This is a genomic window from Bacillus sp. M5A3_1b (assembly GCF_053345335.1).
This window is the reverse complement of record NZ_JBKEZY010000004.1, coordinates 117522-131183: the sequence shown is the minus strand read 5'-3', so window position 1 is coordinate 131183 and position 13662 is coordinate 117522. Positions and strand designations below refer to the sequence as shown.

The following is a 13662-nucleotide window of genomic DNA, read 5'->3' as shown; positions in this document are numbered from 1 at the left end:
ATGAAATAATAGGAGGGGTGAAAATGGGAGCTTCTACTTTTTGGATTATAACTATTTTTTTTGTATAGCTGTCTATTTTCTCGATAAGTTTTTAAGAAAAAAATTGAATATGCCCAAGGGTGGTTTTTGGGGATATAAGAAACATGTAAATAGTTTACATAAAAAATTGGAAATAGGACTACTTTTTATTTATTTAATAACTAGCTTTATGTTTATCTTTAAATTTGAAAGTATTAATATTGCTTATGTCATTTTTACTTATTTAGGTGGGACGTTAATCTTAAGAGCATTGATGGAATGGAAGTATGATAGAGAGTCGAAAGAACATATATTTTCGGTAATTGGGGTATTCACGTTTATTTTTATGACTTCGATACTATTTTACTTCTTTCCACCTGCTGTATAATAAAAATTTGATAGTACAAATAATGAAATAACTAATAAACAAGAAACCATTTACTACTAAATGGTTTCTTGTTTATTTAAGCATTTATTTTAGTTAATATAGATGTAATGAAATTAGTTTTATCCTCTGCATACTTATGTTTATCAGTAGGATTAGCTTGTGAAAGTTGAATCTTTAACTGTTCATACTGCATGCGTGCAGTTTTATTGTCTATTAAGTAATCTCTAAATTGTAATTGCTCTATTAAATATGTATTTCCTTGTTCATACATATGAATTTGATGAGTTCGTGGTTCTCCTTTATTAAAATAATATCGTTCAGGTAGTACATCTTTTCTGTATTTATAGTTTAGCAGTTCTAACTTTTTAATACATGTTAAACCGTCCGTATAATCTTTTAGTTCGATTGCAATATCAATAATTGGCTTTGCACTTAAATATGGAATAGAAGTACTACCAATATGGTGTATCGCTAAAATATATTCGCCAATTTGTTCCTCAATGAATTGTTTCTCTTTCATATATTCAATTTCCCATTGTTCAGTCCACGGAACTAAAAATACTTGTCCATATGGTAAACCTAACATTTAATTCGCACCTCTTTCAAAATGGTTTTCAAAAAGTCTATTACATTTTCTTAAAGGTTCTCAAAACAATGTATTCCCACAATCTCCAAGGAAGAATCTTCTTTGCAAAGATCATAAATTTTACACCTTTTCCAATCGGATATCGTAAATTCGTTCGCTTAGATTCAGCGATTTCTACAATTTTATTAGCAACATCTATCGGATTACCAAATGTATCACTGCCGCTATTAATATGTTTTTGTATTTTATTCATATATTCTTTGTAAGGAGAAGTGGTATCAGATTGGTTTGTAGCTAGTTGTTTACCAACTTCCCATATATTTGTGTTATAAGAACCAGGTTCCACTAAAGCAACATCTATTCCGAAAGGTTTTACTTCTAAACGAAGGGATTCACTCCAGCCTTCTAATGCATATTTTGAAGAAACGTAAGGGGATAGACCAGGGAATCCAACTTGACCACTAATGCTGCTTATATTAATGATTTTCCCACTTTTTTGTTCTCTCATATAAGGTAATACAAGTTGAGTAATTGATATAGCTCCAAAAAGGTTCGTTTCAAATTGTTTACGGTATTCCTCTACTGGAATTTCTTCTACAAAGCCCCCATTCGCATATCCTGCGTTATTAATAAGTAGATCTACTCTATTTATTTCTTTTATATATAATTGAAAGTTATGTATAGAGTTTTGATCGGTTACATCTAATTGTTGAACTGTTATGTTTTGCTGTAAGTTGAGTTGAGTAGCTTGAGATATTAAGTTCGCTTGTTTTTCAAGGTTTCGCATTGTAGCGATAATTAAATAATCTTTTTTTGCGAGTTCGAGTGTAGTTAATAGTCCAAATCCACTTGAGGCTCCTGTAATAATTGCGACTTTTTTGTTCATTTTCTGCCAGCTTTCTTTTTCTTTTATCATAACGAGTTATGATAAGAAAATCTATTATTCTACCATTCATTTTGAAAGAAGTACCCATTCATGTTATACGAGCTTTTTTAACGATTTTTAAAAGAGGGAATTATATGGACTTAGCGTATATAGAGAAGTGAGTATGAATACGTTAATGAAATGAGGGAAGAAAAATGGCCCATGTGAAAGATGTATTAGCAGATCAATTATTGGCGAATGCAAACGATCCCAGTTGGTATATTCCATTTTCAGATGCAGTGAAAGATTTATCAGAGAGAGAAGCTTTCTGGAAACTGAATGAAGAGAGTAATAGTATAGCTGAAATTGTACAACACTTACTGTATTGGAACTCAACGTGGCAAACTAGATACAAAGAATCAAATGTGAATGCCGTGCCCGCAATTGGTGATAATAATAAAAGTTTTATGCTTTCAGATAATCAATCTTTCGATGAATTAAGAGAAAAACTACTAGAGAAACTGTTACTATGGCAAAAGCTAATAAATGAAGAAAAGGTTGAAAGTGATGTGGTTGGATTTCCGGTATGTGCAAAGTGGTGGGAAGTGCTAGCAAATGTCACAACTCATAATGCTTATCATATAGGTCAAATTATTTACATCCGGAAGTTACAGAAGAGTTTTGATCATGAATAAAATAATAATTCTCAAATTAGGTGAACAAAAGTGGACAAAACGAGACAGATGTCTCATTTTGTCCACTTTTTTATTTTGAAAGAAAAGAGGAAACCTATTAAATCAAGGATTAGAATTTGGCACAGTAGTTGCAATATAAAAGATGAACAAAAAAATAGGAGGGCTGAACATGTTAAACACAACTGAAAGTAAAGGGAATGAAATTACGAAAGAACAAGCTCGTTGGATGTATGAAAAAATGTTAGAAATTCGTAAGTTTGAAGATAAGGTACATGAATTATTCGCGCAAGGCGTTTTGCCAGGTTTCGTTCATTTATACGCAGGTGAAGAAGCAGTAGCAGTTGGTGTATGTGCCCACTTAACGGATCGTGACAGTATTACAAGTACGCATAGAGGACATGGGCATTGTATCGCAAAAGGCTGTGATTTAAACGGGATGATGGCTGAACTTTTCGGGAAAGCGACAGGGTTATGTAAAGGGAAAGGCGGTTCCATGCATATTGCTGATTTAGATAAAGGAATGCTTGGTGCAAATGGGATTGTAGGCGGAGGTTTTCCACTTGCTTGCGGCTCAGCATTAACTGCTAAATATAAAGGAACGAAAGATGTGAGTGTTTGCTTCTTCGGTGACGGAGCAAATAATGAAGGGACATTTCACGAAGGGGTTAACTTAGCAGCGATTTGGAAGTTACCAGTTATTTTTATCGCCGAAAATAACGGTTACGGTGAAGCAACGACATTTGAATATGCGTCAAGTTGTGATTCCATTGCAGATCGAGCAAAAGCTTACAATATTCCAGGTGTTCAAGTGGATGGAAAAGATTTACTTGCAGTATATAAAGCCGCGGAAGAAGCAGTAGAACGTGCGCGTAATGGTGGTGGTCCAACAATAATTGAATGTATGACATATCGCAATTACGGTCATTTCGAAGGTGAAGCACAAACGTATAAAACTTCAGAAGAAAAAGAAGAACATTTAAATGAAAAAGATGCGATTGTGAATTTCCGTAAGCATTTAATTCATGAAGCACTATTAACTGAATCTGAACTTGTCAATATGGAAAAGGCAGTAGATGAAGCAGTGCAAAGATCAATTGAATTTAGTGAAAATAGTCCATATCCAGAGGATGAAGAATTATTAAAAGATGTATACGTTTCTTACAAATAAGAGGAGGGTGAAAAATAATGACTAGAACAGTAAGTATGTCAACTGCAATTAATGAAGCGATGAAAATATCAATGCGTCGTGATGAAAATGTAATTTTAATCGGAGAAGATGTTGCAGGCGGTGCACAAGTTGACCACTTCCAAGACGATGAAGCATGGGGCGGTGTGCTTGGTGTTACGAAGGGACTTGTACAAGAGTTTGGCCGAAATCGTATTTTAGATACTCCAATTTCAGAAGCAGGTTATATGGGAGCGGCGATGGCAGCTGCGGCAACAGGACTACGTCCGATTGCTGAATTAATGTTTAATGATTTTATCGGTAGTTGTCTTGATCAAGTATTAAACCAAGGCGCAAAGTTCCGCTACATGTTCGGTGGTAAAGCGAAAGTGCCAGTTACAGTACGTACGATGCATGGTGCTGGTTTTAGCGCAGCGGCACAGCATTCACAAAGTTTATATGCGTTATTTACGAGCATTCCAGGTATAAAAGTTGTCGTTCCTTCTACTCCGTATGACGCAAAAGGTTTATTATTAGCAGCAATTGAAGATGACGATCCAGTTATCTTCTTTGAAGATAAAACACTTTACAATATGAAAGGCGAAGTACCAGAAGAATACTATACAATTCCATTAGGGAAAGCAGATATTAAACGTGAAGGTTCTGATGTAACAATCGTCGCAATTGGAAAACAAGTTCATACAGCACTTGCAGCTGCTGAGCAATTATCGAAAAAGGGACTTGAAGTAGAAGTAATTGATCCACGTTCTTTATCACCACTGGATGAGAATACGATTTTAGCATCTGTTGAAAAAACGAATCGCCTAATTGTTATTGACGAAGCAAATCCAAGATGTAGTATCGCAACGGATATTGCAGCAATTGTAGCGGATAAAGGATTCGATTTGTTAGATGCACCTATTAAACGAATTACAGCACCACATACACCAGTTCCGTTCTCTCCACCACTTGAAAAGTTATATTTACCAACGCCGGAAAAAGTAATTGAAACTGTATCAGAAATGATCGGAGACCAATCTTTATTACATGTGTAATGAAACGATGAGAAGGGGGAGAGAAACATGGCTGTAGAAGTTGTAATGCCAAAGTTAGGTATGGCGATGAAAGAAGGTATTATTACGAGCTGGAATATTAAAGCAGGTGATAATGTAGAAAAAGGTGAACTAATTGCTAGCATTAACTCGGAAAAAATCGAAACTGAAATAGAAGCACCGGCTGATGGAACTGTTCTTGATATAGCTGTAAGTGAAGATGAGGGAGTGCCGCCGGGTACTGTAATTTGCTATATCGGTAAACCGAATGAAAAAGTAGAAGAAGTCTATGAAAATACAAATGTTATAGAAGAGAAAACATCGAATCCAGAACCTAAAAATGTACAACATGCAGAACCATATGCGATAGATGTTACGAAGCAAAGAGTCAAAATATCTCCGGTTGCGAAAAAGATTGCAAAAACTGAAAATCTTGATATTAGATCATTAATTGGTACAGGACCTGGTGGAAGAATTATAAAAGTAGATGTATTAAAGGCGCTTGAAGAAAGAGTTGCAATTCCAGAAGTACTTGAACAAGAAGAAAGTAAAGTCATTCCTGTGACTGGTATGCGAAAAGCAATTGCGAACCGTATGCATGCTAGCTTACAAAATAGTGCGCAATTAACATTAACGATGAAAGTAGATGTGACAGATTTAGTAGCTTTACATAAAGAATTAGCGGAAGTTGTACAAAAACGCTATGATAACAAACTAACCATTACGGATTTTGTTTCTCGTGCTGTTGTATTAGCGCTTGGGGAGCATAAAGAAATGAACAGCGCATATATAGATGACGCAATTCATCAATTTGCACATGTTCATTTAGGCATGGCAGTCGCGTTAGAAAAAGGACTAGTCGTTCCAGCTATTCGCTTTGCTAATAATTTATCTTTAGTAGAGTTATCTAAAGAAATTAAAATTGTGGCACAAAAAGCAAGAGAAGGTAGTTTAAGTAGTGACGATATGCAAGGGACAACCTTTACAATTAGTAATTTAGGTAGCTTTGGGATTGAATATTTCACACCAGTATTAAATACACCTGAAACTGGTATTTTAGGTGTTGGTGCAATTGAACATGTTCCTGTATATAAAGGAAAAAAATTAAGAAAAGGAAGTATGCTACCTTTAAGTTTAACATTCGATCATCGTGTATTAGATGGTGCACCAGCAGCTGCATTTTTACGTACAATTAAACGTTATTTAGAAGAACCTGTAACAATTCTTTTATAAAGAGAAGGTGAGAGAATGAGTAAATTAGTCGTTATTGGAGGCGGACCTGCTGGTTATGTAGCAGCAATTACTGCGGCTCAAAATGGGAAAGATGTCACTCTTATTGATGAAGCTGATCTTGGCGGGACTTGTTTAAATGTTGGTTGCATGCCTACAAAATCATTGTTAGAAAGTGCGGAAGTGCATGACATTGTGAGAAAAGCGAATAATTACGGAGTTACGCTTAACAAAGGAAGTATATCAATTGATTGGAAGCAAATACAGGCGAGGAAATCACAGATCGTAACGCAGCTCGTCCAAGGAATTCAATATTTAATGAAGAAAAATAAAATAAAAGTTATACAAGGTAAAGCGAAATTTGAAACGGATCACCGTGTACGAGTTACACACGGTGATAAAGTAGATGTAGTAGATGGAGACCAGTTCATTATAGCAACAGGTTCAGAACCGACTGAATTACCTTTTGCTCCATTTGATGGGAAGTGGATTTTAAATAGTAGCCATGCAATGTCCCTAGAAAATATACCGAAATCATTATTAATCGTTGGCGGTGGTGTAATAGGTTGCGAGTTTGCAAGTATTTATAGTCGTCTTGGAACGAAAGTTATGATTGTTGAAATGGCACCGCAATTATTACCTGGTGAAGATGAAGATATCGCACATATTTTAAGAGAGAAACTAGAAAATGATGGTGTAGAAATATTTACAGAAGCAGCTTTAAAAGGATTAAATAATTATAAGAAGCAAGCTTCATTTGAATATGAAGGAAGTATCCAAGTAGTCAATCCGGAATATGTTCTCGTTTCTGTCGGCCGAAAACCACGTGTACAAAAATTAGATTTAGAAAAAGCAGGTGTTCAATTTTCAAATAAAGGAATTTCTGTGAATGAAAATATGCAAACAAATGTATCACATATTTACGCAGCAGGTGATGTGATTGGTGGAATACAACTTGCTCACGTTGCTTTCCATGAAGGAACGACAGCAGCGTTACACGCGAGTGGAGAAGATGTGAAAGTTAACTATCATACAGTACCTCGATGTATATACACATCCCCAGAAATCGCAAGTGTTGGTTTAAACGAAAAAGATGCAAGAGAACAATATGGTGATATTCTTATCGGAGAATTTCCTTTTACAGCGAACGGAAAAGCGCTTATTATTGGAGAACAAACGGGTAAAGTAAAAGTTATCGTGGAACCTAAATATCAAGAAATTGTTGGGATTTCTATTATCGGTCCTCGTGCAACCGAACTAATTGGACAAGGAACTGTAATGATTCATACAGAAGTTACCGCTGATATTATGAGAGATTATATTGCAGCGCATCCAACTTTATCTGAAGCGATTCATGAAGCGTTATTACAAGCTGTAGGGCATGCTGTGCATGCTTAAATAGAAATATAATAACCCACTATTCTCTACATTAATAAGAAAATAGTGGGTTGGATTTTTTCAATTAGTAAATATACAATTACTATTTAATTTCAATAGCTGAAGTAATGTCGTTCCAATCCGCAGCTAAATTGGCAGTCTTACCGTACCAATCAGCATGTTTAAATAAAACACCTTTTCCATATCCTTGTGTTGAAGTATGCTCCCAAAGTGTCGTTGAATAACTTGCAGAAGGTGAAGCTGTACTTACAGAAGAAATTCTATCATTCCAGCTAGAAGGTAAGTTTTTAAAACCGCTGCTCCAGTAAATATATTGGCCACCTTTATCTTTATGTTCATAAAAATCAGTACTACCAGCACCGCTACCTAAAGGATTAATTTTATTTTTAAGTACTTTTTTATCCTTTTCAATATAAGCATCTAATGTTTCGCGGCTAGTAAAACCGTAAGCTAGCCAATCTCCATTTTCATTTTGCTCTGGTAATACCATAGTAATTTGGATGTCTTTCTTATCCTGATCACTTAATTTTGCAAATGAATTAACATTCTGTTCATCCACTTTTAAATAATCAAAAGACTTAATTGTGTTAGCTTTTTCTTCAGCACTTGCTACGCCTAGTCCGCCAGTTAATGCAAAACCTGCTACTAATGTCCCTGCTACTAATTTCTTCAACATATAACCATCCCTTTTTGTTTAGATTTTTGTACAGGTGAATCTTGTACAACTAAAATGTATTCTAATTTTTTATTTTTGTAAATATTCTGAAGTTTTAGAAATAAAAGGCGGAATATTTATAGTTTTGCATTTTTTCTTTAGAAAAAATAGTTATTGGAATGATATAATAAATAGATGTATTGCTTTTGTGGGATGTTAAAATGTTTTAGGGGTGGTGCGATTGAAGAATTTCACTGGAGATTGGTATAAAGAAATGCAAATTATAGAATTTGTAAGTTTTATAGAGTCTATAAAAGAATGGTCAGAAATGGATATACAAAGTTTAATAGAGGAAATAAAGGAAAACAGATTTATTAAAATTCCTTCCTGAATCCATACACCCATTTATTCATAACACCATAATTAATTCAGAATATCCTTCTAGTGAATTGAAAAAACTTATGAAAGAATGGATAGAGGATTGTGAGAAAAGAAGGGCTCATTTAGATCGATTCTACTTAGAGCAATTCCATTCGATTAAGAAAAAACTCCCAACAAATGTTATTCAGTTACATGATTACTCACTACATGACAGTGTAGTCAAATCAGTAGAGAGAATATCAAAAGATACGCTAATTATTATATTAGATTGCAGTGGTACTTTCAGTGAATTTGATAAACTAGAAGTAACTTTTACAGGCGTAACGAAATGTTCTATTCCGGAAGATTTTGAAGGTGCTTGGTGGTTATGTCATGAAATAGATCTTATTAATGAAGGATTCGAATTGGGTGTTTTATTTGATTGCCCATTTCAAGAAGTGACGATTTGTGCAAAAGACGTATTGCTTGAGATAGGTAATTAGTAAAGTTTATAACTTTACTAATAAAAAACAGTCTTATAGGACTGTTTTTTATTTAGATGCTAAATTATCAAGTTTCCAATATATATATGTTAAAGGGCAGATTTGCTATATATATAATTATTTTGGTGAAGTTTTCAAGTTAAAAAGGATAGAAAGAGGGAGAATACTGTATAAAACGGAATAAATAAGAATTGAAAATATTGTAAAACGGAAGAGACATGCATATAATTAAAATAAGGATGAGATTTCAGAATCTTCAATAACGGCGGTGGGTATATGTTTACTGAAGAGCGTAGAGAGAAAATTTTGGAGTTACTGAAGAAAGATGGAAGGGTAATTGCTAAAAATCTTGCGGAAAGTTTCGATATGTCTATTGATTCGATAAGAAGAGATTTGTCTATTATGGAAAAGGATGGATTATTAAAAAGAACGCACGGAGGTGCAATTGAACTTACGCGAGTGAGAAACTTAGCTGCCGAACCAACGAAACGTTATAGTGATCGTTCTATAAATGAAGAAGCGATTGCAAAAGTTGCTGCATCCTACATACAAGAAGGAGATTCCATTTTTATTGGCGGGGGCTCTATTCATTATGCGATGTTAAAGTATTTACCTGAAACATCATTTACAGTGATTACGAATGCTTTAGAAATTGCTAGTAAGTTAAGGGAATTTAAGAATGTAGAAACGTATTTAATTGGTGGAAAGGTGAAACCATCAGGAAATATGACAGATACACTTGCCTCTGAAATGATAAGTAGATTATCTATTGATCTTTATTTCTCTACAGGTGGTGGCATTTCATTGAACGGTATAAGTACTGCAACTCCAGAAGTTGCTTATTTTGGAAAAAGAGTGAGTAAAATTGCTAGAAGAAATATTTGTTTAGCTCCTCATAAGAAACTTGGAATAGACGGATTTATAAAAGGAGAGTCACTGATAGAAATTGACCTTATAATAACAGATGAAGAGGCTAGTAAAGAAACGATTCAAGAATTTGAGAAACAAGGTAAAGAAATTATAATAGCGTCAATAACCCCCATTTAAAAGGAGTTTGAAATGATTATAAAAGAACAAGAGTTTTATATAAATGGATTAACTTACACAATTCGTTCAGCAGCTGAAACGGATGCTGAGCAATTATCGAAGATTAGAGTTCAGATCGATGGCGAAACTGAAAATATGGATAGAGAAGCTGGAGAGGGATTTATAGATAAGATAGGTTTTCAAAAAATAATAAAAGCAGATAGTGAAGAGATGAAAAATCTCTTTTTAGTTGCAGAAGTGCACAACCAAATCGTAGGATTCTCAAGATGTGAAGGATCAAATTTGAAAAAATTATCCCATAAAGTAGAGTTTGGCGTTTGTATTTTAAGAGAGTTTTGGGGATATGGAATTGGTAAGAGTCTCTTGCAACAATCTATTCAGTGGGCTGATGAAAATGAAGTGAAAAAGATATCATTACAAGTGTTAGAGACAAACGAAGCAGCCATTCAACTTTATAAGAAATTAAGTTTTGAAGTAGAAGGTATTTTGAAACATGATAAAAGACTATCGGATGGGAAGTATTATAATACAGTTGTAATGGGAAGATTCATAAAAGAGGTGTAGTGGGATGTTTTACAGAAGAAAGTATTATATAGTAAAGAATGAATTTGTAGAAACATTTAATGAGCATTTTAATACTACGAACTTCCCCAATCAATTAAAGCATGGTTCCAGGTTAATAGGACGCTGGATGAAAGATAATAATGATGGCACAACAGAAATATTCGCCATATGGGAATATGATAGTTATGACCAGTATAAAGACATTGAATCGAAAATTAGAAATGACAAGATACATGTTAACAGAATACATGATTGGTATGAAAAACATGGCGGAAGAGAATATGTTTTACAGAAGTACATATTAGAGTTGAAAAATGAAGAGTTAGTATGTACTGTAAAGTCATAGAGGAGTGAGGGATAGTGGGAATTAAAACAAAATTATATTTTAGTTTAGCATCCACTACTTTATTTGCAATAGCGTTGATAGTTTTCTTTATAAACGGCAATCCACAAAAGTGGTTTTGGTTATGTATTTTCTTTGCGTCTATTATACAAAATATAGTTTTACTAAAAAAGAATAAAGAATCGCATTGATATATTCATATTATTAACATATTTGTGTCGTCTTTCTAGTTTCATTGAAAACGCTTTTATACAGTTTTATAATAAAAGTATGTTTTTACAGATCTCCAAAACAATGAATAGGGAGATGATACAATGTTAGCTTCACCGTTTTACTTACATACATGGAAAAAGTTTGTTGATGAAGGAGTCCTTGATTCGAACCGTATGAACGAAAGAATTTCAGAGTCATGGCATCGATGTAAACAAGCAAATGTGAATCCTCATATGAATAAAGGTCAGAAAATTTTGTCTTCTAATATTTTTCAGGATCAAAAGAAAAAGAGTGAAATCTTCCTTGATATAGCAATACCTCAAATACAAAATATGAGAAAAACCATTGATGAGCTGCAAATGATGGCATTATTAATCGATCCAGACGGTTACGTTCTATCGTTAAGTGGAAATCAACAAACGTTGAAACGAGCGAAACATATTAACTTCATTGAAGGTGTGAAATGGACGGAAGCAGCTGTTGGTACAAATGCGATAGGAACCGCGTTGCAGATTGAAGAGGCTATTATGATAAGTGGTACAGAGCATTATTCTGTCGCATCTCATAGCTGGAGCTGCGCGGCCGCTCCCATTCATAATGATGATGGGAAATTAATTGGAGTTCTAGATTTCTCCTGTCCAATTGAATTTTCACATCCGTATATGCTCGGGATGGTAACTTCGATTGCACATGCGATTGAACGTGAATGTAGTATTCGAGTGCATCAAAATGAACTACATTTAATCCATCGTTTTTTAGATGTAATTGATAGTGATGAACAAGTTGTTATTTGTAATCATCGTGATGTTATCGTTTCTGCGAGCAAGAAGGTTCGAGAACGAGTTTCGAATTGGTCACGAATGAAACTTGAAGATTTAATACAAAATGGATTGAAACCAAAATTAGAAGTACCAGTATATAGTAATGATAGAATGATTGGGAAATGTATTTATGTAAAGGAAAATAAACGCGGAAATTTATTTTCTACTTCCCCATTTATTAACGGAATTACTTTCCCTGGAGTTATTGGTGCAAGTAATGCATTTCAACATACGTTAGAAGAAATTAAGCTTGTATCTCCAACTGACGCTAGTGTATATGTTTGTGGTGAAACAGGTGTAGGGAAAGAATATGTAGCGAGAGCGATTCATGAAAATAGTCCAAGAAAAAATGGTCCTTTTATAGCTGTTAATTGCGGTTCATTGCCGAAAGAATTAATGGAAAGTGAATTATTCGGTTATGCTGAAGGAGCGTTTACAGGTGCACGACGCCAAGGATATAAAGGGAAATTTGAACAAGCGGACGGAGGTACAATATTTTTAGATGAAATTGGTGAAGTACCGCCAGAGATGCAAGTGGCATTATTGCGTGTTTTACAAGAACGAACAGTAACCCCCATTGGCAGTTCAAAAGAGGTCCCGGTAAATATTCGTATTATTACAGCGACACATAAAGATTTACTGCGATTAGTAGAAGAAGGGAAATTCCGTCAAGATTTATATTATCGGTTACATGTTTATCCGCTATATGTTCCATCGTTAATAGAAAGAAAAGAGGATATTCCGTACTTCATACAACATTTTTGTGAACGAAAGAATTGGAATGTTGTATTTCCAAAGAGTATTTGTAATCAATTTTCACAACATACATGGCCCGGAAATATTCGAGAATTATTAAATGTGTTAGAACGTATTTACATTTTGTCCCAAGGACGGGAAATATGCGAAAAACAAATCTCTTTTTTATTACAAACTATGATGGGAAATCAACGTCAACTTGAATTGCAAGCAGAAAATAAAACGGAGCATACATTAAATTTCCGTGAAAAAATACAGCGTGATAGTATGATTGAAGCGCTAGAAAAGACGAATGGAAATGTTTCGTTAGCTGCAAAACTGTTAGATGTACCTCGAAGTACATTTTATAAACGAATGCAAAAATATAAGTTATAAAGTAGATTTTTGTAATCTACTTTTTCTTTATGGGCTCATGTTCTGTCGGAATGTGCGCTTACCGGGGAAATAATAGATTAGTTAGAAATTAATTTCCGAAAGGGGGACTTATGTGAAGTATATTGAAATTGGAATTGGAAATAGGTGGTTCGTTCGAACAGAAACAGAAAATAAAGATGGAACTGAATTTGAGGAACGAGGAATTATAAAACCTATTTATTTTGAGTCTTTATATGTACGAATTTGGTTTTGGAAAACGTGTTTTATTTTTGATACGAAAGAAGGGTTTAAGAAAGTAAGAAAAAGTAGAGCTGAGTATAAGTTTATTGTTGGAATTGTGAGTAGGTTAACACAATAGAATCAAATAGGGGTTGTTTTTATGATTAGAATTACCACATTTATACTCGCTATTATTGTAATGGGCTATTCTATTTACAGTTGGAATGATGATTCTAAGCAAAATATGCTTATTTTGCAATTATTGTTAGGTTTTATGCTTGCTGGAATGGGGATACAAAATGTTAAGAAGGATGAAAAAGAGAATAAGAATATGGGACTGTTGCTTTTACTTACATCGCTAATTTGTATTATTGTATCGCTAATAAAATATTTAAAATAACCTGGTACT

At 34.1% G+C, this 13662-nt stretch carries 14 protein-coding genes and 2 pseudogenes; 13 read left to right on the top strand and 3 right to left on the bottom strand.

The features are described 5' to 3' along the window. The first annotated feature begins 23 nt into the window (after window positions 1-23). Window positions 24-406, top strand: a pseudogene (locus ACLBWW_RS13210) (DUF4181 domain-containing protein). 76 nt (window positions 407-482) lie between these two features. On the opposite strand, the gene ACLBWW_RS13205 reads toward ACLBWW_RS13210, so the two are convergent. Both ACLBWW_RS13205 and ACLBWW_RS13200 read right to left on the bottom strand, forming a co-directional pair. Continuing rightward, a complete protein-coding gene (locus tag ACLBWW_RS13205) occupies window positions 483-992 on the bottom strand; it encodes a GrpB family protein (protein WP_048547345.1) in 510 nt (169 codons plus the stop codon). 40 nt (window positions 993-1032) lie between these two features. Continuing rightward, window positions 1033-1878, bottom strand: a complete 846-nt coding sequence (locus tag ACLBWW_RS13200) for an oxidoreductase (protein WP_048547873.1) — start codon at window positions 1876-1878, stop codon at window positions 1033-1035. A 194-nt stretch (window positions 1879-2072) separates the two neighbouring features. Between ACLBWW_RS13200 and ACLBWW_RS13195 the strand changes: the two genes are divergently transcribed. The 5 genes from ACLBWW_RS13195 (at window position 2073) to lpdA (ending at window position 7397) form a co-directional block, all read left to right on the top strand. After that, on the top strand, window positions 2073-2552 hold the full coding sequence (locus tag ACLBWW_RS13195; RefSeq protein WP_048547343.1) for a DinB family protein: 480 nt from the start codon (window positions 2073-2075) through the stop codon (window positions 2550-2552). Window positions 2553-2721: 169 nt separating this feature from the next. Then, on the top strand, window positions 2722-3720 hold the full coding sequence (gene acoA, locus ACLBWW_RS13190; RefSeq protein WP_048547341.1) for an acetoin:2,6-dichlorophenolindophenol oxidoreductase subunit alpha: 999 nt from the start codon (window positions 2722-2724) through the stop codon (window positions 3718-3720). A gap of 17 nt (window positions 3721-3737) precedes the next feature. Continuing rightward, window positions 3738-4772 (top strand): acetoin:2,6-dichlorophenolindophenol oxidoreductase subunit beta, encoded by a 1035-nt coding sequence (gene acoB / locus ACLBWW_RS13185; RefSeq protein ID WP_447614067.1) that lies wholly within the window; start codon window positions 3738-3740, stop codon window positions 4770-4772. A 27-nt stretch (window positions 4773-4799) separates the two neighbouring features. Continuing rightward, window positions 4800-6002: a dihydrolipoamide acetyltransferase family protein gene (locus tag ACLBWW_RS13180; protein ID WP_098721262.1), complete on the top strand. Its 1203-nt coding sequence runs from the start codon at window positions 4800-4802 to the stop codon at window positions 6000-6002. Window positions 6003-6017: 15 nt separating this feature from the next. After that, window positions 6018-7397, top strand: coding sequence for a dihydrolipoyl dehydrogenase (lpdA, locus tag ACLBWW_RS13175; protein ID WP_098721263.1), 1380 nt, complete (start codon window positions 6018-6020; stop codon window positions 7395-7397). An 82-nt stretch (window positions 7398-7479) separates the two neighbouring features. Here the strand turns inward: lpdA and ACLBWW_RS13170 are convergent, their stop codons facing one another. Next, complete coding sequence (locus ACLBWW_RS13170; protein ID WP_048547333.1) at window positions 7480-8073, bottom strand: hypothetical protein; 594 nt, start codon at window positions 8071-8073, stop codon at window positions 7480-7482. Window positions 8074-8293: 220 nt separating this feature from the next. On the opposite strand from ACLBWW_RS13170, the pseudogene ACLBWW_RS13165 reads away from it, so the two are divergent. The 7 genes and pseudogenes from ACLBWW_RS13165 to ACLBWW_RS13135 all read left to right on the top strand — a co-directional run bounded on the left by ACLBWW_RS13165 (window position 8294) and on the right by ACLBWW_RS13135 (window position 13653). After that, a pseudogene (locus ACLBWW_RS13165) lies at window positions 8294-8915 on the top strand (DUF4085 family protein). A gap of 276 nt (window positions 8916-9191) precedes the next feature. After that, the gene (locus ACLBWW_RS13160) at window positions 9192-9962 is read left to right on the top strand and encodes a DeoR/GlpR family DNA-binding transcription regulator (RefSeq protein WP_098633667.1); all 771 of its coding nucleotides are present in this window, start codon (window positions 9192-9194) and stop codon (window positions 9960-9962) included. 12 nt (window positions 9963-9974) lie between these two features. After that, the gene (locus ACLBWW_RS13155; RefSeq protein ID WP_098221956.1) at window positions 9975-10526 is read left to right on the top strand and encodes a GNAT family N-acetyltransferase; all 552 of its coding nucleotides are present in this window, start codon (window positions 9975-9977) and stop codon (window positions 10524-10526) included. A 4-nt stretch (window positions 10527-10530) separates the two neighbouring features. Then, the gene (locus ACLBWW_RS13150; protein ID WP_098077513.1) at window positions 10531-10872 is read left to right on the top strand and encodes an NIPSNAP family protein; all 342 of its coding nucleotides are present in this window, start codon (window positions 10531-10533) and stop codon (window positions 10870-10872) included. Window positions 10873-11183: 311 nt separating this feature from the next. Beyond that, complete coding sequence (locus ACLBWW_RS13145) at window positions 11184-13034, top strand: sigma-54-dependent Fis family transcriptional regulator (protein ID WP_447614066.1); 1851 nt, start codon at window positions 11184-11186, stop codon at window positions 13032-13034. A gap of 112 nt (window positions 13035-13146) precedes the next feature. After that, entirely contained in the window at window positions 13147-13392 is a 246-nt protein-coding gene (locus ACLBWW_RS13140) for a DUF3977 family protein (protein ID WP_098067942.1), read from the top strand. Window positions 13393-13413: 21 nt separating this feature from the next. Continuing rightward, on the top strand, window positions 13414-13653 hold the full coding sequence (locus ACLBWW_RS13135) for a DUF3953 domain-containing protein (protein ID WP_048547317.1): 240 nt from the start codon (window positions 13414-13416) through the stop codon (window positions 13651-13653). Window positions 13654-13662: the final 9 nt, after the last annotated feature.